Source organism: Thalassoglobus neptunius (genome assembly GCF_007859735.1).
Taxonomy (GTDB): domain Bacteria; phylum Planctomycetota; class Planctomycetia; order Planctomycetales; family Planctomycetaceae; genus Thalassoglobus; species Thalassoglobus neptunius.
This window is the reverse complement of sequence record NZ_SIHI01000003.1, coordinates 54,496-77,952: the sequence shown is the minus strand read 5'-3', so window position 1 is coordinate 77,952 and position 23,457 is coordinate 54,496. Positions and strand designations below refer to the sequence as shown.

Below are 23,457 nucleotides of genomic sequence, written 5' to 3'. Positions count from 1 at the left end.
GGTCAATCAACGTCGACAAGAACGCCGTTTCTCGCTTGAGTTGCGGACATCTCGAAGGATTCCATGCGGAATGTTGGCTTTCTTTCGAAATGAAAATTGAAATCGATCCGAATTCGTTGACGTTCTCGCAAGCCTCGAAATAATCTCGGAAGTGCGACGCGAAACTCGTGGATCGTGCTGCGAAGCAATCTGAACTGAACCTGTCCTTGCCGACTCGCGTCAGATCAACAATGCTAAGTGTCGAACAGCTGCAACACAACGAGACTGAGAGAGTAGATAATGTCGAATGCCACCAAGAGTGTTCCTGACGCAGAAGGACGATTCGGAGAGTTCGGTCGCCGATTTGTTCCCGAAACACTCATGGAGGCCCTGGACCAGCTTCACGAAGAGTATTTGCGTTCCAAGGCCGATCCAGACTTTCAGTCCCAACTGGATCACCTTCTCAAGACCTACGTCGGTCGTCCCAGTCCGTTGTATTTTGCTGAACGACTTACTGAACACGCCGGTGGAGCGAAGATCTATTTCAAGCGGGAAGACTTGAATCACACCGGTGCTCACAAGATCAACAACACGATCGGACAGGCACTGCTCACGCTTCGAATGGGCAAAAAACGGGTGATCGCAGAAACCGGAGCCGGTCAACACGGTGTCGCTTCGGCAACGGCGTGTGCGCGATTCGGTCTCGATTGCGTCGTTTATATGGGCGAAGAAGACATTCGGCGGCAAAAGCTGAACGTGTTCCTCATGCGAAACATGGGAGCAGAAGTTCGCTCAGTCACATCGGGCTCTCGAACTCTCCGGGACGCTATCAACGAAGCGATGCGAGACTGGATGGCCAGTGTTGACACCACGCACTACATCCTCGGGTCTGCTGTCGGTCCGCACCCGTTCCCGATGATTGTTCGCGATTTCCAGTCGGTGATTGGAAGCGAAGCTCGCCAGCAATGCCTCGACGAAACCGGACAGCTTCCGAACGAAGTTATCGCCTGTGTGGGAGGCGGTTCCAATGCCGCCGGGATGTTCTATCCATTCGTGGAAGACTACGACGTCAGCCTCACGGGCGTCGAAGCAGGTGGACGCGGGACACAGCCCGGAGATCATGCGAGTCCTCTCACTTACGGGAGCAAAGGGGTTCTGCACGGCAGTTTCAGCTACGTCATGCAGGATGAAGACGGGCAAACCCAGGATGTCCATTCGATTTCAGCCGGACTGGATTACCCGGGAGTGGGACCGGAACACAGCTACTGGAAAGAATCCGGTCGCGTTCAATACACCGTCGCCACCGATGACGAAGCTTTGGAGATGTTCCAGCTCGTTGCCAAACTTGAAGGGATTTTGCCTGCGGTCGAAAGTTCCCATGCTGTCGCCCACGCAGTCAAAGCAGCGCAAAAGCGATCACCCGATGAGATTGTCGTCGTCTGCCTTTCGGGACGCGGGGACAAAGACATTAGTGAAGTGGCACGCCTTACCGGAATTGAAATGTAAGGCGGCAACAGCTAAAGCGTCCTATCGAGTCGCTCGATCGCGGCCATTACTGATTCCACCTACTGATACAACACTGAAGTCATTACCGAAGTCATTTCAACGGAGATCCCGAGTGGACTCACGCATTTCAGCCGTCTTCGCCAGCTTAAAAGAACAAAACCAAATGGCATTCATGCCATTTATTACCGCTGGCGATCCCGATCTCGCAGCCACCCAACAGGTGATTCGCACGCTGGGAGCTTCGAATGTCGATATGATCGAAATCGGGTTTCCGTACAGCGATCCCATTGCCGATGGCCCGGTGATTCAGGCGTCGTATACGCGAGCGCTCGAATCGAAAGTCTCTGTCTCGCAGATTTTCAAAGCGTTGGGAGAACTCGATCACGAGGAACTTCCCCCGCTTGTGGCGATGGTCAGCTTCGCGATTGTCTTTCGCACCGGTGTCGATCAGTTCTTGTCTTCCTGCGTTGAGTCCGGAATCAGCGGATTGATTATTCCGGATCTGCCCGGAGATGAGGCAGCGGAGGTGTTCGAGAAAGTCAAAGGTGCGGGGTTGGACCTGATTCAACTCGTTGCTCCCACAAGCCCGAGAGAACGGGTCCGCAAGATTCTGAAATCTTGTTCGGGGTTCGTTTACTGCATCGCTGTGGCTGGGACGACCGGTGAACGAGAGCGAGTTGCGGATTCCTTGCTTGATCAGTTGAAGTGGCTTCGCGAAGAGACCGACCTTCCACTCGCAGTCGGATTCGGAATCAGTAAGCCCGATCATGTCGAACCGCTGCGAGGTTTGGCGGACGGAGTCATCATCGGCTCAGCGATTGTCAGGCGTTTTCAAGAGCTTGCTGACAAAACACTCTCATCAGAAGATCTGCAGAAAGAACTCACGAAACTCGCTGGCGACATGGTCACTGCGACGCACACAAAGTAGAGCCTCTTCGTTTGTGCTACGAAGCGATTTCGTGAAAGACTTTAAGGTCTTTTCGGAAGATTGGTTTACCTGGAGGCGAGTGCTGCGGCCATTGTTTTCAGGTAAGTGCTGAGAGTGATGAGGTTCACGCTGAAAACTTCGCTGCTGATGTACTGATCGCCAGCCCGGATTTTCGGTTGTCCGACGAGCCGTTCACCGGAAGCGGTCGTCACCCATCGTCCCTGTCGATCAAGGTCTTTGATGATCTGTTCTGCACGTGATTCCAACGACTCGATATCGAATGGCTCGGCGACGAGTTGATGGGCTCGCTGTTGCTCATAGGACTGGCGAAGGCTGTCGATTTTCGCAGAAGTTTTCCAGCCGTAATGACTCGGCAGGTTTGAGGAATCGTAAGTCAGCGAATAAGTGCCTCCTGACCGCTTCATGTAGAGTGGCCGGTTCGTTTTGAGTTCGTAATAGCGAGCCAGTTGACCGTCAGGGAGCACGGACCGATCGAGATAGTCGAGCGCAGCCGGGATCGGTTCAAGATACCGATCGTCTCCTGTGTACTTGGCAATTTGCAGAAGTGTTTCAATCGCTTCCTGAGTCTCATCGCCGGAAACTCCCGGAGGTTCGAACTTCCTTGCCCAGATCGGTTCCATGTCAGGGTTGTATTGCTGAGCCCAACCCGGTTGCGGTTCGGGCATTTGTGCAAGAATCAGAAAGTCCCCCAACTTTCGAAGAGCCTGAAGACTTCGCTCATCCCGGTAGGTTTCATGGGCGGCGATCAGCGTTTGGGCGAGATATCCGCACACGTTGTCGTTGAGCGTGTACATGTCCCAGTAGTTTTTGATTCGGCCCTCGGTTCGCCAGTCGTGGTCAGGATATTTGGCTTTGAGGACAGGACGATCTTCAACCGGCTCGGTCCAACTCTGAGGAAATCCACCGTTCGGGAATTGAGCGTTGAGGACAGCATCGAGCCCGACCATCGCAGCATCGTGAATGGTCTCGTCCCGAAACTGAAGAACCCCATCCATCCGAATCAGGAACAACAACGCCGATTGGGTTTGTCCGTCGTCGAGAGAAGAATTGTTGCGTCCCCGGCCTTTTCCGTTGCGGTACAGGTAGACCCGTTCTCCCGCGGGATTGAAGTCGACGCAGTTCGCCCATCCTCCGGATTGAAGCTGTCCATATGCCAGGGCTTCGGCCGCGTCTTTGGCTGCAACGAGAAACTCTCGATCGAGCGTGGCTGAGTACGCTTCCAGGTATGCCATTCCGACTGTCGGTGTGCCGGGAGGTTGAACCCAGATTTGATCTTCCGTCGCCAGTCCTTCGCCCCATCTCACTTTCAGGTCGGGGGAATAGTGATAGACGTAGCCCCCGTGACGAGCGACCTCGTCGTGAAAGTACCGAGTCGCCCGAATCATCGTTTCCTTTGCATTCTGAACAACTTTGTCGTCAGCATCGGCGTCGATTCCCCATCCCATGAAGAGCATCCAGAGAGCTGTCAGCAAGCGAAGGTGTTTCATGGCTGTCTCAAGTTGCAGTGTTGTTGGAGCAGTCAGCTCGTTTTCTCGGTCTGCCGATTCTCAGAGGTTCAAGGGAAGACGGGCAGAAAATTCGAGAGGAATTCGGTCTTTTGATGAACATCCGGAGGGGAGTTTTTGTCACAAAAGTTGTGCGAACAATGGTTTTGGTCAATTGGTCGAAGAACAAAAACAATTAGGTGGGAACAATTCGTCCTCAAGCGATTTCCGTCATCTACGAATCCCATTTGTCGATTCTAGGAGCCCAGCATGTGCATGGTGGTTTCTGGACCGGGCCAACACTATAAATTGGGGGGCGATGAGTGCAGTGCGTCGAACCAGAATGACCATCGGTTCGCAGGCTCAAAGTTACATCAATTGTTGCTTATTGAAAAGGAAAGATCATGTCAGCCCTTCAGGAGTGCGATTCTGCAGTTTGGGAATCGATTCTGCGTGAACGAACCCGACAGGTAGAAGGCCTCGAATTAATCGCTTCGGAGAACTACACCAGCGCAGCCATTCAGGAAGCTGCCGGGACAGTTCTGACGAACAAATACGCTGAAGGGTATCCCGGTCGCCGCTACTACGGCGGATGCGAGTTCGTCGACGAAGTCGAAGTGCTGGCACGCGACCGTGTCTGTCAGCTCTTTGGGGCAGACCACGCCAATGTGCAGCCACATGCTGGTTCGCAGGCGAACATGGCGGTCTACATGTCTCAGCTGAAGCCCGGTGATACGATCCTCGCCATGGACCTTGCCCACGGGGGACACCTCACACACGGCATGCACCTGAATTTCTCGGGGCAGTTGTACAACGTCGTTCATTACGGTGTTCGTGAGTCCGATCACAGAATCGATTTCGATCAGGTTGCCTCGCTCGCGAAAGAGCACAAACCGAAAATGATCGTCGCTGGGGCAAGTGCCTATCCACGCGAAATCGATCATCCCAAGTTTGCTGAGATCGCGAAGGAAAACGGCGCGCTGCTGATGGTCGATATGGCTCACTACGCCGGACTCGTTGCTGGGGGATGTCACAACAATCCAGTTGAAGTTGCGGACTTCGTGACTTCAACCTCTCACAAGACGCTGCGTGGTCCACGTTCCGGATTTATTCTCTGCAAGTCCGAACACGCAAAGGCTGTCGACAAGACCGTCTTTCCGGGACTGCAGGGAGGGCCATTGATGCACATCGTCGCGGCCAAAGCAGTCTGTTTTCATGAAGCCCAGCAACCCACCTTCAAGGCATACGCCGAGCAGGTCATTGCGAACGCACAGGCACTGGCGGAAACTCTCGTCGCGGGCGGAATTCGTCTCGCGAGTGGAGGAACTGACAATCACCTGATGCTTTGCGACATGACCGCGATCGATCTCACTGGAAAGATCGCAGAAGAAGCTCTCGATCGCGCAGGCATTACCGTCAACAAGAACATGATTCCCTTCGATCAACGCAAACCACTCGATCCAAGTGGCGTCCGAATCGGAACCGCTGCGTTGACGACACGCGGGATGAAAGAAGCTGAGATGAAACAGGTCGGAGATTGGATTCTCAGAGTTCTCCGGTCGACTGATGACGAGTCCAAAGTTCAGGCGATTCGAAGTGAAATCGCTCAGTTTGCGAAGAACTTCCCTGTTCCCGGAATCAGCTCCTGATTTCTGAATAGATCCTACGGATAGAAAAAATCCCCCCGATCGGCTGATGCGTCGATCGGGGGATTTTTGATATCGGGTGCTTAAGAGCTTTGAGCAACTGAATCGCTCAGCTGAGTTTGGGCTCACTGAGTTTGCGATCACCGTGGGGAATCGTTGAATCGTTGAATCGTTGAATCGTTGAATCGTTGAATCGTTGAATCGTTGAATCGTTGAATCGTTGAATCGTTGAATCGTTGAATCGTTGAATCGTTGAATCGTTGAATCGTTGAATCGTTGAATCGTTGAATCGTTGAATCGTTGAATCGTTGAATCGCTGAATCGCTGAATCGCTGAATCGCTGAATCGCTGAATCGCTGAATCGTCAAAACGCTGGGCGGCTGAAACTTACGTAGCTTCAGAACACGGATGTCCCTTCAAAGCCGTTAACTCTTCAAAGCTGTCATAGCCAAAGCATGGCACGCTTCTTCAGGTTCTCAGGCAATCGCTTCTCGACGGCTCGCCGAATCTGTTCTTCGTGATAGCGCGTGCTGAAGTGGCCAAGAATGACGAGTTCGTTTTGAAACCGATCGGCGCGCTCGATCAGGTCGTCGAGATGGGTATGGCCGAACTTGTGAATCTTCTCTTTGCGGTGTTCGGGACGAAAGAACGTCAGTTCTGTGATCAGAATCTTCGATTGAAAGACCGCATCGCAGTGGTCCAGTCCTTGTGGGGCAGTGTCTCCACAATAACAAACAATCGGCATTCGAATCTCTGCGCTGACTTCGACACCTTTCATTCGCAGATCACGAATCTCGGTTCCGGAAAGGTCCTGGAATTCTGGCTTGAGTTTCTTCCGTCGTTCCCAGACGACATAACCGAGGGACGGCACCGTGTGTTTTGTCGCAAAGGTGGTGACGACATGTTCGCGTGAGAGTTCGTATTCCATTCCGGGCTCTGCACCCACGAGCTGACAGATCATTCGGCCGCGATCAAGTTTCTGCCACGATCGAAGCATCTTCTGAACGGATTCAGCAACTGCCGCAGGAACGTAAATGGTTGGTGGCTCCATTTTCATCATGCGCCGCCGGGCGACATAAGCAGGCAAAGCGGCCATATGGTCGAGATGGGCATGCGAGATGAAAAAAGTTTGCGTACCCATAAATGACCATGGACTGCCACCCAGATCGAATCCAACTTTGAGTTCCGGGATTCGCCAGTACGTTTGGACCGCAGCTCGTGAGTAGCCTTCAATCGTGAGTCCACCATGCTCGATGGATTTCAGCGGCAGGTTTTCGATCATTCAGGGAAAGCTTTCAGGGGAAGGACGCATTCATTCAACCGGCGTCAGAATATGTCAGACAGCGAGATGGTTGCAGCGACCCGCTCCAATTTTCGCAAAGAAACCCACAATTCCCCCAGATGACAGATGGCGACTTTCAACGGTTTATCGATGTGTCGACGCTTTCGCGGCAGAAGCTGAGGGCAATAAAAAACGCACGAGCAAGTCTCCGTCGAGAGTTGCTCGTGCGATTCAATGATCACCTGAGATTGAAGAATCTCTAGACTGAGTTTCCGGGAACTGGATTCACGTCCGGTCCGGATTCTTCAGGAGCTTCAAAAGTTGGGTCCGCTTCAGGAGTGATTGGTTTTCCAACTTCCTGCTGAATGACTCCGCAGTCTCCGTTGGCACATCCGCCAGCCCCGCCACAACTTCCGCAGGGTTGAATTGTCGAACATTGCTGTACGGGAACGAAGCGGCAGACTTCGTAAGCGACTTGGCGTGGCACGAGTTTCGAAACCATTCGAGTGACGGTGTATGGCTCTTGTCGTGTCACTGGTCGAGCCACTTTGCGTGTCACCTGATAAGCAACTCGCTTGGTGGTGCAAACCGGGACTTTTCGAGTCAGAGTTTCTGTCACCATGCGGCATGTCTGAATCGGAATCCGGCAGGTCTTCACTTCGTTGACCATGCGGCATGTCTGGACGGGAATCTTTCGTGTCTGAGTTTCGCAAACCCATTTGCAGACGCGGACTGGGCAATTCTCGACAACTTGTTCCGGAACCATTTCGCAAACCTGAACCGGGCAGTTCTCGACCACCTGCTCAGGAACCATGCGGCAGACCTGAACGGGACGGTTCTGACGGACGACCTGGGGGACGAGAGTCGTGCAGGCGACTTGTTCGGTGACAACTTGCGGACAGACACGCTGGACTGTAGCAGTGGTGCCGGGGCAGCGAGTCAGGCAGGGAACCGGACATCCGCAGAGTCCCGGTTTTCGTCCCCAGACTAATGGGCCGGGACGATAAACCTGCTGATTCACAGTGACGGGGACGACACGTTGCACCGGACGATAGGTCGTGACCGGTCGCATGACGGTGTAGCATCGTTCCTGGTTCACGGTTTCCGTCACCTGTCGCATCACTGTTCGCGTCACCTGACGGTTGACAGTTCTTGTGACCGGACGCATCACAGTGCGTGTGACCTGTCGATTGACAGTTTCCCAGACAGGCTTACGAACTTGATACGATTCCTCACGATATGAGGTTTCGTACACAGGTCGCTGGAGGGTGTATTCTCTTTCCTGGAAAGAGGTTTCGTACACGGGGCGAGAAACCTGATACTCTTCTTCGCGGCAGCCGGTTTCAACGACATTGCGATAGCAGGTTTCCTGAACGTCTTCGAAAACGGTTTCGCAGACGGTTCGATAGCAGGTTTCCTGAACAGGTTCGCAGACCTGATCATAGACAGTTCGGTAGCACGTTTCGCGCTCGACCTTGCACGCGGTGTAGCATGATGTTGGCTGACAGCATGTAACCGGGCAGGAATTGTAACCGACGGTTCCAGTGAACCAGCCAGCGTTCGCTGTGGTGCTCCCGGAGATCGCGAAAGCGAGGGTCGCGACTCCCCACAACACAGTCTTCATGAGAACTCTCCTCGTTTGTGTCAAATCAAATCGGATCCAAAGAATCATCTTGATTCACACACGTCCCCATCGTGCCAAATCATCTGAGTGATTTCAATCACTGAATGGGGAAATGCTGTTGGATGGTTGGTTTCAAGTGTTCGATCTAGCTTATCGCGAAAATTTGTGGATCTTGAGTCAGAAGTGATCAATCTCCGGATCGACAGTCAGGAAATGTGAGGGACTGCCATAAAACCCGCAAAGTCTTCCCCGTCGATGATTCAGAGTCGACTCTCTCCGCAGGTAGAGTCGTTGTGATTCGCACAGCATCCCCCCAATTCCACTGTGAATTCCAAAAACCGCACGATAAGATATTCAAAGCGCGGAAACGTCATTTAGTCGGCAGGCACCCGAGAGAGTGAGACGCGATGTCAGAGTCCCGATTGTTCCATCGAGTCGATGAAGTTGCTCGACGGATTAGACGTCTCAGGGCCATTCGAGCATCTTTGCTGATTTGGGCACTTCTTGCAGTTCTGCTGCTTGCGATGGCAAGCGCTGGCGATCAGGCAGCAGAAATGATGAAGCTGTTCATTCTCGGCGCGCCGTTGGCGATGTTGATCGGATGGATCGCAGGTCGTCCCCGGATCGACGATCGTCATCAGGCAGCCCTTCAAGTTGAGCGAACTTTTCCTGAGCTAGATACGCGCCTGCTGGCGGCCGTTCAACAACATCCGCAAGCGGAAACGTCGGGGTTTAGTTTTCTTCAGTCCGAGCTGTTTACTGAAGTCCTTCGTCACAACTTTCAGGCGGACTGGACGAAGTCGGTGAAAGGAATCTGGGGGCTGCAGTTGCTGCGAATCCTCGCCATGATTCTTTGTCTCGTTCCACTGTTCACCGGTCCATGGAATCAAGGGACCTCCGAAGCGCGCGTCGCCGACCTCGATGAAGAAACGCCGAAAACATCACAGCAGCTCTTTGAGCTTGTCGTCGAGCCGGGAGACGCAGAAGTTGAAAAGGGAGCGAGTCTTCTCGTCCTCGCGCGATTCCCGCAAGCACTGCCCGACGAGGTTTCTCTCATTGCGACCAAACAGAATGGGGAAACGCTCTCGATTCCGATGCGCAAGAGTCTCGATGATCCCGTCTTCGGGGGCCGGCTCGCAGAAGTCGATCAGGACATGACCTATCAGATTGTTTACTCGGACCAAACATCTTCTGAGTTTTCCATCACGACATTTACCTATCCGGAACTGCTCCGGGCGGATGCCGATATCCAATTCCCGGAGTTCACCGGTCTTGAAGAGAAACACCTCGACGATGTTCGACGTGTCAGTCTGGTTGAAGGCTCAACGCTCGATCTCAGCTTTGCACTCAATAAAGATTTGCAGAGCGCCGCGCTGATCGATGATGAAGGAAACCGATTGGAGCTGATCGAAGATGGAAGCGATCCAGTTAAGAGAGCGCTCACCTGGAACGCAGAAATGCCGAAGAAGTACCGGTATCAGCTCGAGTTGATCGACCAGCAGGGACGTGCAAACCGAACCGTTCCGGAATTCGTGTTTCAGGTCCTTCCGAATCATCCGGCGGATCTGCAAGTTGTCTTTCCGAAGCGGGACGTGCGCGTGTCGCCGATCGAAGAACTGGTCCTGCAAGCGAAAGCTTCAGACGATTACGGTCTGTTGGAGTACGGTCTGATTTACGAGCGTCCCGATGGAGAATCGGAAAAGCTGGAACTTGGCGGCAAAGCAGAGCGGGACGAACAACGTGCGATGGATCATACCGTTTTCGTCGAAGAGCTGGATGTCGTTCCGAATCAACTCATCTCCTATTACTTCTATGCAGATGACATTGGTCCTGATGGGAACGTGCGGAGGGCATTCAGCGATATCTTCTTTTCCGAAGTGCGACCTTTCGAGGAAATATTTCGCCAGGCAGCAGCCCAAAGTGGACAGCAACAACAACAGCAGCAACAGCAACAACAAGGCGGAGAGTCAGGAAAGCTCGTCGAAATTCAACGTCAAATCGTCACCGCCTCATGGAACTTGATTCGTTCAGAGAATCGCCCCGCGCCGTCGAATCAATTTCTTCCCGGAATGGAAGTCCTCTTCGAATCGCAGGAACAGGCGATTGGATTGGCTGAGGAGATGATGGAAACGTTGGAAGACGACCTCATGAAACAGCACTTACAGGAAGCCATCGATGCAATGGTCAGTGCATCTCGCCATTTCGCCGATGGCATCGCCAACGAGAAACTGGAATCACTCCCGCAAGGGCGATCAGCAGCCCAGGCAGCTTATCGTGCGCTGTTGCGTTTGACCTCCCGAGAAAAACAGGTGCAGCAGAGCCAGTCTCAAAGCAGTCAGAGTCAGTCACAACAACAGCGAATGAATCGTCAAATGAACTCGCTCGAGTTGAAGAACGATCGAAATCGCTACGAAACCGAACGTCAGGCCCAGCGACAGGTGCAGCAGGAAGAGCAACGTGAGACGCTTCAAGTCCTCAATCGTTTGCGTGAACTCGCCCGCAGACAGGAAGATCTAAACCAGAAGCTCCGCGAACTCGAGAATCAGTTGAAGCAAACCGAAGATGAGCAGCAGCGTGCAGAACTCGAACGGCAGCTAAAACGCTTGCAGGAAGAGCAGCAGGAAATGCTCCGGAATCTTGACGAACTCCGTGAGCGGATGAGTCAGGATGACAATCGCCAGCGCATGGCCGAAGCTCGTGAGCAGGTCGACGAAACTCGCGAACGCCTCCTTCAGGCGTCGGAAGCACTTCAACAAAACCAAACATCCAAAGCCATCGCCGAAGGAACCCGCGCGCAGCGAGAACTTGAAGAACTCAAAGAGGAGTTTCGCCGAGAGAACGCCGGCCAGTTCGACGAAGCCATTCGAAACTTGAGAGATGATGTTCGGAACCTCGCTCAGGAGCAGGAGGTCATCGAACAGATGATGCAGCCATCAGCCGAGTCACAACAACTTGACGAACGTCCCAGCCTGCGTGATCCGGAACCTCAGGAAGTCTCGCGAGAAGTCACTGAGGCATTGGAAGAGCAGGGGGAACGTCTCAGCCAAACGCTCGACCGGACGCGCGAGCTCATTCAGGACGCGGAAAACACGGAACCTCTCTTGTCAGACAGCCTCTACGAAACACTTCGTGACTTGCGACGCTACGAACCGGAAGAAGCACTCCGGGGCGCAGCCCAGCTGCAAAGATATGGTCTCGACGAAGAAGCTCGAGAACAGGAGCAACAGGCACGTCAGGGGATCGAGCGTCTTCAGCGAGGAGTTGAAAGCGCAGCTGAGAGAATTCTCGGAGACGAAACAGAAGCGCTTGCACTCGCGAACGAGGAGTTGGAAGACCTCACTCGTGCAATCGAATCGGAACTCGAACAGGACCCGAACGCGACTCAACAACAACCGGGACAACAACAACCGGGACAACAACAACCGGGACAACAACAACCGGGTCAACAACAACCGGGACAACAACAACCGGGTCAGCAACAACCGGGTCAGCAACAACCGGGTCAGCAACAACCGGGTCAGCAACAACCGGGTCAGCAACCGGGTCAGCAACCGGGTCAGCAACAGGGAGGTCAGCAACAGGGAGGTCAGCAGCAGGGAGGCGGGCGTCGCAGCGGCGCGGATCTCGCGACTCAGCTTGGATCACTCTTTCAGGAAACTGGAGGAGATGAGAATGGCGGAGCCCCAAGGAATGTTTCTCTTCCGTTGACGGGTGACGAGTACGTCGAATGGTCTGATCGCATGCGGGACGTCGAGGAAATGGTCACAACTCCCGAACTCAGATCTCGCGTCGCTCAGATTCGAGACGAAGCCCGCAAGGTTCGTATCGATGTCAAACGACATTCCAAACAACCAGACTGGGAGATGGTTCGCGCAAAGATCTATGGCCCGCTTCTCGAGTTGCAAACTCTCGTCGCAGAAGAACTGGCCCGTCGTGATCCCAACGAACGACTGGTTCCCATCGACCGAGATCCGGTTCCGGACAAGTACCGTTCACTTCTTGATTCGTATTACGAACAGCTTTCGAAAGCGGATCGAACCGCAACGCCGTGAGCATTGTCCCCTCTGAGATGACAGAGGCACGACGCAGTGACTCGCGATTGAAGTTGATCCATCTGACATGCAGTTCACATCACGAGATCGGCAGCAAGAATGAATTCGGAATCTATTTTTTCGCAGTTCCGTTCGTCTTTTGGAGAGTCTTTCAGCGATTTCCCATCCCCGGCGATGCTTCAGTGCATCAACGCTTCCAGACGCTCTCCGGGGTGATCATGATTCCGGTTGTTCTTGCGACGGGAGTGATTCTCCTGGTCGCTGGGAATGACTGGAATCACGGGAGACCGAAACGTGCGCTCTTACTGGATGTAATTGCATACGCACTGCTTCTGGTCCCAGAACTCATGCATCAATACGCGGTCCACGTCCTCTGAAAGTCAGCGGAATGCGTTTGTGCTTTCTCAGTCAGCAGGGGCGGCATTCCCCTCGCCGGGATTGAATTTGCCTGAGTTTTTGGATTCACGACCTGCCGGTTTTTCGGGCGACTTGTTTCGGTCCGACGTCGAGGAGACACCGACTGAAGGTTTGGCCGAGATCCCGAACGACTGATTAAGCTGATCGCGCAACACGCTGGCGTTCATGGCAGGATTGACGGGGACGACTCGCACACTCAAATCGGGCCGGGCTGCCTGATCGAGAACGTCGACAAGCTTCGCAAGATCACTCATGAGTCCGCTTGCTGCGGAAATGACAAGTGTGTTTGACAGGTCGTCAATTCCGACCGAAAGCAACCCCTTAAACTTAATGGGTTCTTCGGGGGCGGCGCTGTCGTCTTTGTCTTGGTTGCCGCCACGAATGTAAGTGAACCCCTGTTGCTGCGGCGGAGATTTGCCTTCCTGATTTTTGTTTTGAAGCGCGGGGTCATTTGAGCTGAGGAGATCGCGGTAGACAGACTTGATCGTCTCAGCGACGACAGACGCTTGCGAGTACTCTAGATGAAAAACCTGTGTCAGCCGGACAGCTTGCGGATCGTTTGTCTCGGGGCGGTCATAGATTTCGAGCAGATCTTCGATGAGCGCCAGTTGTTCGTTCGTCGCATTTTGCACGAGAAGCGTTCGTGAGTCGTCGTCGGAAATGATCCGCAGCTTGCGTTTTGAAGAGAGCCGCTCCGGTCCCTGCTTGTTCATCGTGACCGAATTTCCCCACCAGTCGAGAATGGTTTCTTCGTCCTCGTCACCGGAGAAGAAATCATCGAGAAGCAATTCAATCCCGAATGGCCAGGCGTACTTGATCTGAAAAATCTTGTATTCCGGAGCAGGGGGAACGAGTTCGGAGATCAGCATCTCAATTTCATCCAGCGCCTGAGTGTCGTCGGACTCCAGTGTGAGGCGACCGTCCGGAAGTTGCCGAATTCGAATATCAGGCGGACCCGCTTCAAGCTCTCGCATTTTCTGGAGAAGAGCTTTTTCCTCAGCGGAGAGTTCCGGTTCACTTTCTGGTTTCGTGCGAACTGTTTCGGAGACCGCGAAGCTGATGGGAGACGAGCTTTTGCGACGTGCTTCCTTCTTCAGTTCGGGTTGCTCAGTTTCCGGTTCGACGGGCGCGTCCGGGGGGAGATCGATTCGAAGAGGATTCTGGCGACGCTGTTCCCAGACATTTTGAAGTCGTTCGAGAATCTTGCGAGCTGTTTCATCTGAGTGGAGATCGATCGACCGCGCGGTTGCCGGGTTGGGTTGTCCGAGCGAAATCTCCCCCATCTTTGAGAGCAGGTTTTCGATTTCCTTGAATTCCATCTCGTTCGCCCAGACGAGCAGGCGATTGTTCTCGACGTCAGCATCGACCTTGAAAGGGCGTTGTTCCTTGGACTTTTCTTCTTTCTGTCCGTAGCTGGAATAAAATCCGTAGTATCGAGATTTGCTGCTCTGGTCTTCTTCTTCCTCTTCCTCTCCAAACATGTACTGGATCGTGCCAGCGACTTCCGCCGCTCGAAGCCGCCTGAGCGGAATCACTTCGAAGCTGCGGCTGCTGCCGTCGAGTCGATCGACCAGCGACTGAACGGTCACATGATCGGCAAGTGTTCCGAAGACGATGATCGCGTTGTTCTCAGAGTCGACTTGAACGCGAGTCGACGGAGAAAGGTCCCCGACTTCCGTGAGAATTTGCACAAGCGGGTCCGGCTTCAGAGTGGAAAGATGATAAACCCGCATGCGATCGAGGTTCTGCAGGATATGACTCGAATCGGGGCTGGGAACGTCCAGAGCCTTCACTGTCTGCGAAATGATTTCCATCTTGTCCGGTGAAGCATGCGCGAGAATGCTGTTTTCGCGCTCATTCAATACCAGTCGAGGCTCCTCCGGGGGGCCTCCTTTTCCGCCGCTGTTATTCGGCGAATTATTTCTCTGCATTTGCTGCTGCATTTGTTGCAACTGCCGCATGATCTGCTGGCTGGCGCCGAACGATAGACTGCCCCCGCCGCCCGCTGTGTCTGGCTTTCGAATTCCGAGGATTGCAAAGAGAGAGTCGAAGACCTTGCCTGCCCGGACGTGTTCGATTCGAAATTCGCGGACGAGTCCTTTTTCGGTCTGACTCGAACGTTGCTCTTCGGTGAGCAATTTATAGATCTCTCGCAGATTGCCTGCGGCGTCCATCGCTTCGAGTCGATTGACTGTGGGAATCGCCGAGAGTTTCCCGTTTTGACTGAGCATTGGTTGGAGTTGCTCGACAGCTTCTTCCGCCAGAATCCAATCGAGCGGGAGTGACACCTTGACGAATTCATGAGGAAGGATTGTCAACAAATCTTCGGGAGCAACACGCGGGACGAGTCCGGGATCGAGGTTCTGTATTTTGACAACCGTTAAGAGTTCCCCGTGTTGCAGGAGAGTGTATCCACGAGCCAGAAGATGACGGTTGATGACGTCTCGGGCTTCCTCTGCTGTGTAAGAGTGCTGAGTCCGCAAATTGAGAAAGTCGCCAGGGAGCTCCTGCCAGTCGAGATTTAACTGGGAGAACTTCGCAAGCCAGTTCAAAACGACCGGCCACTTCGCTCCGTGAAAGCTGAATTGAACTTTTCCTTCCGGGTCGAGGATGAGTTCTGCCGGTTCATAATCCGGTTCGGGTTCGTACTCGGTCCGCTTGATCACTTTCGAACTTGCGTCGGCACCTTTGTCCTCACTCTTCTTGTCGGGCTGGTCCGGTTTCTCGCCGTTCGGAGTTCCTGGAGGTGTTTTCGACGATGGGGCGTTTGCCGGTTGCGCGGAGGAGGGGGGCACTCCGGGCGATTCGATGACCTTCCCGTCTTTGACGATGACGGGCTTGGCCTGACCGAAGCTTGATGCTGGGGCCAGCAGCAACAGAACTCCGAAGGTGAGCCCGATGGAACAGAAACGCATATCTTCCCCAATGGTTCTTCAGACGTGGCTTCCGAATTCCGGATCAGCCTCTGAGGACGAACAGATCAAAGCAGCATCACATCATCATACGATGGGGCGTTGCTGATTTGTTAGATAGAATTCGTAGCTTTGACCCATTTTTCATGCTTTCACCTTCACGCGTTCTGTGTGCGTGAACGTGTCTTTTCCGATGGATGCGGTGTTCGCTCGTGCGAAACGATGAAATCGACAGATGAAGGAGACAAGCAGGACCCGGATCGAAATCGCCCGCGGTACAATTTTCTGTTGGTCGTATCTTACATCGTGACAAGTCTTTAAGAGAATCGCTCCTCCGAGAGAATCCCCACCCTTCCGAGAGAATCCCCACCCTCTCGTGCCGTTCCATCGAATCGGCAATAGCCCTGTCGTGGCTGTTCGAGCAGGGCGAGCGGTGCTCAAATGCCCGCATTCGGATGCTACATGAGGACCCGCATCATCTCTTCAGGAGTGGTAATCCCTGCGAGCACTTTGTCGCGAGCGCTTTGTTCGAGCGTTTCCATTCCCTGTTCCTGGGCTGCTTCGAAGACGGTTCGTCCAGGTTTTCCGGAAACGACGTAATTGCGAAGAGAAGGGTTCATGGCCAGCACTTCGAAGATTCCTGTTCGCCCGAAGTAGCCGGTGTGGAAGTTCGAGTCGGCCGGAATTCCGCGGACCAGCTTGTGTTGTTCCGCCTCGGCAGGATCAATTGAGAGCAACTCGCAAGTCACTTCGTCAGGGGTGTAGGTTTCCCGGTTCTTTTCACACACTCTTCGAATCAGGCGTTGAGCGATGATGCAGCTGATCGCGTCAGCCAGAAACATGCGCGTGATCTGGAATTCTCGGAACATGTCGAGAGTCGCTCCGGTGTCGGATGCGTGGAGCGTGCTGAGGACCTTCGAGCCCATGAGCCCTGCCCGAACAGCAATGTGAGCTGTTTCCTGATCGCGAATCTCCCCGACCATGATGACATCCGGGTCCTGCCGCAGAACGCCTCTCAATGCTTCGACGAAGCCGAAATGTGCTCGGTTGTCGACTTGAATCTGATTGACGCCCGGAATTCGACGTTCGACGGGATCTTCAATAGTGACGAGGCTGCGCGTTGCTTCATTAAGCGAGGCGAGGCAGCTGTAGGTGGTTGTGCTCTTTCCGCACCCGACTGGACCAACGCTGAGGATCATGCCGTGTGGACGGGCAGTTGCCTGTTCGATGGCACTGATTTGTTTGTCAGAGAGGCCGAGTTGTTCGAGAGAGGTGAATCGAGAGCCGTCCGACATCAGACGCATGACGATTCGTTCGCCGTAGATCGTGGGGCCTGATCCGACGCGGACATCGCGGTTCTGCTCCATCATCATGTTGGAGAAGTGACCATCTTGCGCGATCCGCTTTTCGGCAATGTTCATCCCCGCAATGAGCTTAATTCGCGAGACGAGTTGCGGCGCGTACTCTGGATCGAGATGGAGGATGTCATGCATCACGCCGTCGAGTCGAAGGCGAAGATTCATGCCGTTTGGACGAGGATCGAGATGTATGTCCGTCGCTCCGAGCTGAAACGCACGCTCAAGGAGAAGGTCGACAAGGGGCTCGACGCCAACGAGGCTGATCAGACCTTTCAGTTCCTCCTGAAGCGCCTTTTGTCGGGCTTCCGGGGCAATCTCCTGCATCATTGCATTTGGTTCTTCAGCACCAGGAGAAGCGTTTGAGGACTCATTATTCATGACAACTCCGCGAGTTGAGAGATGTGGAAAGAGTCGCTGATTGTCTTCATCAACGTGAACAGTTCATGAAGGATTCTGCATCATCACAAAGATTGAGATTCCGAGAATCAGAACGAGAGTCAGGACAATGGAAACCCAAACGAGACGCTCGTAGCGGCCGATGCCGGATCGTTCGAAAACGACTTCTCTTCCCTCGACTTCAGCGACAACGGTTTCTGAAAGATCGAGCGCACGAGAACCGAGTTCAATCGTGGGTTGGATGTCCCAGATTTTGTCCAAGCCAGCCAGTGAAATGGTTTCTTTGACGATAGGATGCGAGGTGACAACGACGAGGCGACCGTTTCGAGATTTCACTTCCCGCCAAACTCGGACGATCAGAGCGACCAGTGAGCTTCCCATGAAATCGAGTTGGGTGAGGTCAACCAGGCAGCTTGGGTGTTTGACATCCTTTAAGCATTTGACGACCTGATCTCCCAAACTCGAAATCGACGCCCAGGATGACTCGACCACTTCGGGAGTGATGACGACTCGAATGTGTGAGCTGAAAACCTTCACATTCTCGGAAAACGTTATGAGCGATGACAATCCGCTAACTCCAGGTCAGATTGATCAGCAAAGAAGCATATGTTCGAACATCGCTCACCGGAACGCAACCCACACACGGGATGAGTCAATCTCATTCGAACAGGTTGCTCTTGGCAGAGCACTTACATGGATGATTCGAATCGTGCTCGTCCGGTTTGCTCATGCAAATTGGCGAAAACCATGTCGAAGAATGCTTCGGGAAAAGTTTCGGTCGACTCCGAGCACGTTTACTGGATTTTGTTAAGGAAAGGAATTGCGTGTCTGTGAAATTTTGATGTGCATGACAGGTTTTTGGATTGCAAACACTACAGAGAGTTCAACTCAGCGAGATCGACAGAGTCGGTACGACCAGCAGCGGGTAATCATCAAGAGAGTCCGTTCCACAGAGGAAGGCTGTCGGGAACCGGTCCGGGAATCCGGGTTGTCACAATGAATTGAAAGAAATATAACCGGCAGCCTGATTGGGGAATGACTCCCAAGGAGCGAGCTGTTCATGGATGAACGCAACGAAAACGTATCAAATCAAACGCGACCCAATTCCATTTTGGAAGGCGGGTTGTTCGCGTTTGCATTATTGCCGTTTGTGATTTCTGCTTTTGCTGCGCATAGTTCCGATGCTGCACGGCCCATCTCTGGACAAGTCCCTCGCGAGACGTTGATCTTCTCACAATACGCTGTCGATCTGGGACTCGTTCCCCCGCTTGAGACGATTCCCGCTCATTTCGATTTTCGAAATCTCGGCGACAGCGACGTTCGAATCCTCAAGCTCGAGCCAAGTTGCGGATGTTTGAATCCCCGGCTCTTCGATGACAAGAAAGTTTACGGAACAGGAGAGTCCGGCCGCTTTTACGTCTCCGTTAAAACAGCGAACGAAGCTCCCGGACCGAAAGACTACAACGTTCGGGTCAGCTACGACGACGGAGAACTGAAAGAGCGAATCGTCCGGTTTCGGATGGTGATTCCCGAGCGAAAAGTGACGGTCACTCCGGCGGAAGTTTATTTCTATCAGACCCACGGAAACCCTGATTCTCGTGAAATCCTTGTGCAGGATCATCGCGGTCAGCAGTTGAACGTGCTTCGTGTCGAATCGAAGTCGGACAACATTTCTGCAGAAATCGGAGAGCGCCGCATTCGTGGTCAGGGAGTCGAAGTCCCGATTCGTATCGACGTTCCCGGCGAAGTCGCACCGGGGAAAGAAACCTGCTGGCTGAAAATCGAGACCGACGATCCGGAATATCGCGTGATTCAAGTCCCCATTTTGATTTGGGGGCCTCAGGATTCGACGAAATCAGAGATCCAGCCCGTGACGAATGAAAGCCCCAGTGAAGTATCAGACCGCTTAAGCGTTCAGCCTGCGAACTATGACCAACCCGACTCAAAGTCGTCGGCGCCTTGACCATCAATTTCAGCCTGCAATTCGTCTCGCTCAGAGCGAGTCACTTCGAGGTCGAACATCAGGTACTTCACGTCCAGACGCAGTTGTGAAAGTGCCTCTTGGACCAGTTTCAGGATTCTTCTTCGTCTTCGAACAGAATCGACTACCTGAGAGTATGCCCCTTCAATTTCCCGAAAATGCTCCTCCGGGAGTGCGGCGATTTTTTTCCCGAGGTCCAGCAATTCACGAGGGAGCGCGTCTGCGGATGATTCAGGAAAGCGGTTTGGATTGTGCATCATGACACCAACTCGAAAGTCGTTGAGTATTTGCGGATTCGCCGCGCCCCTCCGAAGCTGTTGCCGTGATTCGGTTCGAAAACACTTCCGGGCGTTGTTCGGACTCGGCAACCAGCATCAGAGATGTTTATGTTGCCAAACTGAAACGATCAAACACAAGAGTCCCTCTCGCTGGTTCTGGAATTTTGAATCAACAAGCATGTTCCGGACGCTAATTTCCTCGGTTTTTGGTCGGTTCCCTAAGGGAAATCCCGTAATTGGCGTCTTGCTCTTCGTCTTCGCAGCGAATGTTGCATTCTGTCAACAACCGAATCCGGTCGTGATCGACTCGATGGATGAAAAAACTCCGTCGAGACTCTCATTGGTCGATTTTGAAGACGGGGAACTGAAATGGTCGGCGGAGTCGGAAGTTCTCCGGTCCGTTGTGATAGATTCGCGACACACAGACCTCGGGCCGCACTCGGGAACCGGGTGTGAGCAGAGGATTTTCGAAAGCAACCGAATTCTACTTGACCAGCGACTCGAAATGCGGCTCGTCCCGTCTTACGTGTTTGACGAACTCAAAACATCCGTCTGGGTTCGGACCGACTGCCAGAACGTGCGGTTCATGCTCCAAATTCGGTTTCCGAATCAGATCGATCCGCGGACGAAGGAAATTCTGTCGATCGATCTTCCGGGAACGGTCTATTCGAAATCGGGGCAATGGCAGCAGCTTGTCTGTTCTACGTCTGATGAAGAAGTCAGAAATCGGATCATTCGGGCACGTGGACAACTTGCAGGTTTGCTATCCGGCGGAACGATCGACACGCGAGAAGCCTATGTCGATCAGATTGCGCTCGTCTTTGATGTTCCCGTTGGGGGCTCGGTGCTTCAAATCGATACGCTGCGGCACGGCCCGATCGTCACTCCCGAGAATCTGATCGAAACACCTGAAGCAGCCGATATTTATCAGCCACGCCTGACGGTGACTGATGACAGAGTCATGAAAGACGACCGTCCGTTTTTCCCGGTGTTTACGCTTTATCATGGGGAAAGCCTGAAAGAAGTCGAGTCGACCGGCGTGAACATGCTGTGGATTGAAGACTACGCCGATCGCGCGATTCTCGAAGCTTTAGACCAGATGGGGATCGGAGCGATCGCTCAACCTCCCCAGCCAACGACTGAAGATGCCATTCTTCATCGTCAGGGAATTCCAACGTTCGAGTCGTGGACGGAACCGATCTGGGCGTGGATGTTCGGGTTCGCCATTCCGGAAGATGATGTCCGCTATCTGCAGGGGTGGTCCAATCAAGTCCGCGGAGCCGATCGCAAGTTCCGTCGCCCGATCCTCGCCGATGTCGTCGGACAGGAAAGGTCCTTCCATCGTCAGGTCGATTTTCTCGGAAGCAGCCGATTCGCCATTCACAGCGATCTCCCCGTGGCGGACCATGTTGAGATCCTCAAGCGGAGCCGAAATGCGGCGTTGCCCGGCAAGCCGATGTTCACTTTCGTTCAGACAGAAGCATTGTCGACGTATGCCGGGAAGAATCGTGAACCGGATGCATCGCCGATTGTCGAACCGGAGCAGATTCTTCATCAGGGATATGCGGCGCTCGCAGCTGGATATAAAGGGATTGGATTCTGGAAGCAGATTCCTCTCGATCAGCAAACCGTCGGACTCGACGAACGGATCCACGCCATTCGATTGTTCGCGTTGCACTGTCGAATCCTCGAACCGTGGCTGGCGACTGGCAGAGTTGTTGATGACTTGATCGTTCGTACGAATGATTCGTTTCCTCAACAGACGGCGAGCTTACTCAGTCCGCTGAAAACACGCTGGGATCAACCGATCGATGCAGCTGGCGGGAAGCCGTTGGGATCGGATTCGGAGATTCGGGCTTCTGTGTTTCGATGCGACGACGGCTTCTTGATTCTCCCTGTCTGGTACGAAAAGGACGAGCAATTCGTTCCCGGTGCTCAGGCGGTGAAAGGGATTCGAATGCTACTGCGGGCGGATGTCATGCAAGCCTGGGAAGTCACACCGACCGGAATCACACAGTCGAACCTCGAACTCTCCCGCGTCCCGGGCGGAACCGAAATTCACCTGAAGGAATTCGATCAGCAAACAGCGATTGTGGTGACGAGCAAACCGGCAGCGATCGAGGAAATTCGTCGAGCTTGCCGAACGTATCGAACAGATGCCGCTCAATCAACTGTCGCCATGGCCGCCCAGAAGTTCGAAAGAGTCTCGAACGTCCACGCGGAACTTGTTGAAATTGCTCCTCCGATTGCCGACGCTGAGCTTGTTCTGAAGTACGCATATCAGAATCTCGAAAACGCTCGAAAAGCACTCGCTGCCGGACATGACGCTGATGCTTATGCCGCCGCTCGGCGAACTCTTCGCAACTTGCGGGTCCTTCAAAGACGCTACTGGGAGTCCGCCGTTCAGGAACTTCCTGTCGCGACAGCAAGCCTCGACGCCACCGGGTTTCAGACGCTGCCTCAACACTGGCAGACGATGCGTGAACTGGAAGATCGAACATCTACAACTCAGAATCTTCTCTCGTCCGGCGACTTCGACAATCAAGCCGATGTGCAGCAGGACTGGCTCGAAGACTCTTCCGGAAACGGTTTGCAACTGGTTGAACTCAACTACGACGCTGCTTCTCAGAGGACATTTCTGCGGATGCAGTCTGCCAATCAGGGCGGGAACTTCTTCGCGTTGACCGGTCCGGGAATTCCGGTCGCTGCGGGGGATTTGGTCGTCGTTTCCGCTCGAATTCGCTATGCACCAACGCAACAGGACATCGGAAATGAACTGGTGATCTACGACACGACAGTCGGATTGCATGGTGCCACGCATCTCCGCAAAGCGAGTGAAGACTGGCAACAGGTCGAGTTCATGAGGAAGATTGACGAAGACAGGGAATTCCGAATTCGCCTCGAGCTACGCGGATCAGGAGTTGCCGACATCGACGATTTGAAAGTCCGTCGGTTGGAGTAGGTCGTCTTTCAGAATGGCCGACATGAATCGCAGCAGCCCAGAGATGACGTTGCTACAGAAAAGTCAGAGCAATGGTTGAAGAAGTCTTCGATGTCTGCGATTCGGATGACAACGTCGTCGGACAGGCACCCCGCTCGGTCGTCCACGCGAAGAACCTCCTTCACAGGGCGGTTCATATCTGGATCTGGAACTCGAGCCGTGAGCTGCTCATTCAACAGCGCACGGCCAGCAAAGATCAGTATCCGCACTGTTTGACATCATCTGCTTCGGGGCATGTCGATTCGGGTGAGGACTACCTGACAGCGGCTCAGCGAGAGTTGAAAGAAGAATTGCAACTCTCCGGCCAGCTTGAGTTTCTCATCAAACTCCCGGCAGGACCGGAGACCGCTTACGAACATACAGTGCTCTACGAACTGGTGACTGATGAGCCTCCAGTTCCCGATCCTGATGAGATCGCCGATCTCTGGTTCGAGTCTCCCAGCGAGTTGATGAATCGCCTTCAGCAGACACCTGAGCGATTGACTCCACCGTTTCGGCAACTGTTCCGATGGTGGGCAGAACACAACGGGATGTCGAGCCTCTCCGAATGACTTTTCAGAGTCGCTGCTCGGATTAGTTCGTCGCTTGCTCT

Annotated in this window: 15 protein-coding genes; 8 read left to right on the top strand and 7 right to left on the bottom strand. The window is 53.6% G+C overall.

Going from position 1 to position 23,457, the window contains the following annotated elements; all coding sequences use genetic code 11:
* Positions 1 to 279: 279 nt before the first annotated feature.
* Together trpB and trpA are read left to right on the top strand one after the other, a co-directional pair.
* Positions 280 to 1,485, top strand: a complete 1,206-nt coding sequence (gene trpB, locus KOR42_RS12895; protein WP_146510244.1) for a tryptophan synthase subunit beta — start codon at positions 280 to 282, stop codon at positions 1,483 to 1,485.
* Between the two features lie 112 nt (positions 1,486 to 1,597).
* The gene (gene trpA, locus KOR42_RS12890) at positions 1,598 to 2,413 is read left to right on the top strand and encodes a tryptophan synthase subunit alpha (RefSeq protein WP_146510243.1); all 816 of its coding nucleotides are present in this window, start codon (positions 1,598 to 1,600) and stop codon (positions 2,411 to 2,413) included.
* A 65-nt stretch (positions 2,414 to 2,478) separates the two neighbouring features.
* Here the strand turns inward: trpA and KOR42_RS12885 are convergent, their stop codons facing one another.
* Positions 2,479 to 3,921 carry a pectate lyase gene (locus tag KOR42_RS12885; protein WP_231740908.1) on the bottom strand — a complete coding sequence of 481 codons (1,443 nt, stop codon included), beginning with the start codon at positions 3,919 to 3,921 and terminating at the stop codon, positions 2,479 to 2,481.
* Positions 3,922 to 4,322: 401 nt separating this feature from the next.
* Here KOR42_RS12885 and KOR42_RS12880 point away from each other — a divergent pair, with 401 nt between their 5' ends.
* Positions 4,323 to 5,567, top strand: coding sequence for a serine hydroxymethyltransferase (locus KOR42_RS12880; RefSeq protein WP_146510242.1), 1,245 nt, complete (start codon positions 4,323 to 4,325; stop codon positions 5,565 to 5,567).
* A gap of 439 nt (positions 5,568 to 6,006) precedes the next feature.
* Here KOR42_RS12880 and KOR42_RS12875 read toward each other — a convergent pair whose 3' ends face one another.
* Complete coding sequence (locus KOR42_RS12875) at positions 6,007 to 6,846, bottom strand: MBL fold metallo-hydrolase (protein WP_146510241.1); 840 nt, start codon at positions 6,844 to 6,846, stop codon at positions 6,007 to 6,009.
* Between the two features lie 259 nt (positions 6,847 to 7,105).
* On the bottom strand, positions 7,106 to 8,470 hold the full coding sequence (locus KOR42_RS12870; RefSeq protein ID WP_197441134.1) for a hypothetical protein: 1,365 nt from the start codon (positions 8,468 to 8,470) through the stop codon (positions 7,106 to 7,108).
* A 407-nt stretch (positions 8,471 to 8,877) separates the two neighbouring features.
* Here KOR42_RS12870 and KOR42_RS12865 point away from each other — a divergent pair, with 407 nt between their 5' ends.
* Together KOR42_RS12865 and KOR42_RS12860 are read left to right on the top strand one after the other, a co-directional pair.
* The gene (locus tag KOR42_RS12865) at positions 8,878 to 12,522 is read left to right on the top strand and encodes a hypothetical protein (protein ID WP_146510239.1); all 3,645 of its coding nucleotides are present in this window, start codon (positions 8,878 to 8,880) and stop codon (positions 12,520 to 12,522) included.
* The gene (locus KOR42_RS12860) at positions 12,519 to 12,899 is read left to right on the top strand and encodes a hypothetical protein (protein WP_231740907.1); all 381 of its coding nucleotides are present in this window, start codon (positions 12,519 to 12,521) and stop codon (positions 12,897 to 12,899) included. The genes KOR42_RS12865 and KOR42_RS12860 overlap by 4 nt, the downstream gene beginning before the upstream one ends.
* A gap of 27 nt (positions 12,900 to 12,926) precedes the next feature.
* On the opposite strand, the gene KOR42_RS12855 is transcribed toward KOR42_RS12860, so the two are convergent.
* From KOR42_RS12855 to KOR42_RS12845, 3 genes are all read right to left on the bottom strand, one after another.
* Entirely contained in the window at positions 12,927 to 15,854 is a 2,928-nt protein-coding gene (locus KOR42_RS12855; RefSeq protein ID WP_146510237.1) for a secretin N-terminal domain-containing protein, read from the bottom strand.
* 455 nt (positions 15,855 to 16,309) lie between these two features.
* Positions 16,310 to 17,587 carry a GspE/PulE family protein gene (locus KOR42_RS12850; protein WP_146510236.1) on the bottom strand — a complete coding sequence of 426 codons (1,278 nt, stop codon included), beginning with the start codon at positions 17,585 to 17,587 and terminating at the stop codon, positions 16,310 to 16,312.
* A gap of 63 nt (positions 17,588 to 17,650) precedes the next feature.
* Positions 17,651 to 18,172: an anti-sigma factor antagonist gene (locus KOR42_RS12845; protein ID WP_146510235.1), complete on the bottom strand. Its 522-nt coding sequence runs from the start codon at positions 18,170 to 18,172 to the stop codon at positions 17,651 to 17,653.
* Positions 18,173 to 18,665: 493 nt separating this feature from the next.
* On the opposite strand from KOR42_RS12845, the gene KOR42_RS12840 reads away from it, so the two are divergent.
* Positions 18,666 to 19,568 (top strand): DUF1573 domain-containing protein, encoded by a 903-nt coding sequence (locus tag KOR42_RS12840; protein WP_146510234.1) that lies wholly within the window; start codon positions 18,666 to 18,668, stop codon positions 19,566 to 19,568.
* Here the strand turns inward: KOR42_RS12840 and KOR42_RS12835 are convergent.
* Positions 19,532 to 19,846: a transcriptional regulator gene (locus KOR42_RS12835; RefSeq protein ID WP_146510233.1), complete on the bottom strand. Its 315-nt coding sequence runs from the start codon at positions 19,844 to 19,846 to the stop codon at positions 19,532 to 19,534. The two genes, KOR42_RS12840 and KOR42_RS12835, sit on opposite strands and share 37 nt — an antisense overlap.
* A gap of 196 nt (positions 19,847 to 20,042) precedes the next feature.
* On the opposite strand from KOR42_RS12835, the gene KOR42_RS12830 reads away from it, so the two are divergent.
* Both KOR42_RS12830 and KOR42_RS12825 read left to right on the top strand, forming a co-directional pair.
* Positions 20,043 to 22,826 carry a hypothetical protein gene (locus KOR42_RS12830; protein ID WP_146510232.1) on the top strand — a complete coding sequence of 928 codons (2,784 nt, stop codon included), beginning with the start codon at positions 20,043 to 20,045 and terminating at the stop codon, positions 22,824 to 22,826.
* A 71-nt stretch (positions 22,827 to 22,897) separates the two neighbouring features.
* Positions 22,898 to 23,416, top strand: coding sequence for an NUDIX hydrolase (locus KOR42_RS12825; RefSeq protein ID WP_146510231.1), 519 nt, complete (start codon positions 22,898 to 22,900; stop codon positions 23,414 to 23,416).
* The last annotated feature ends 41 nt before the right edge of the window (positions 23,417 to 23,457 follow it).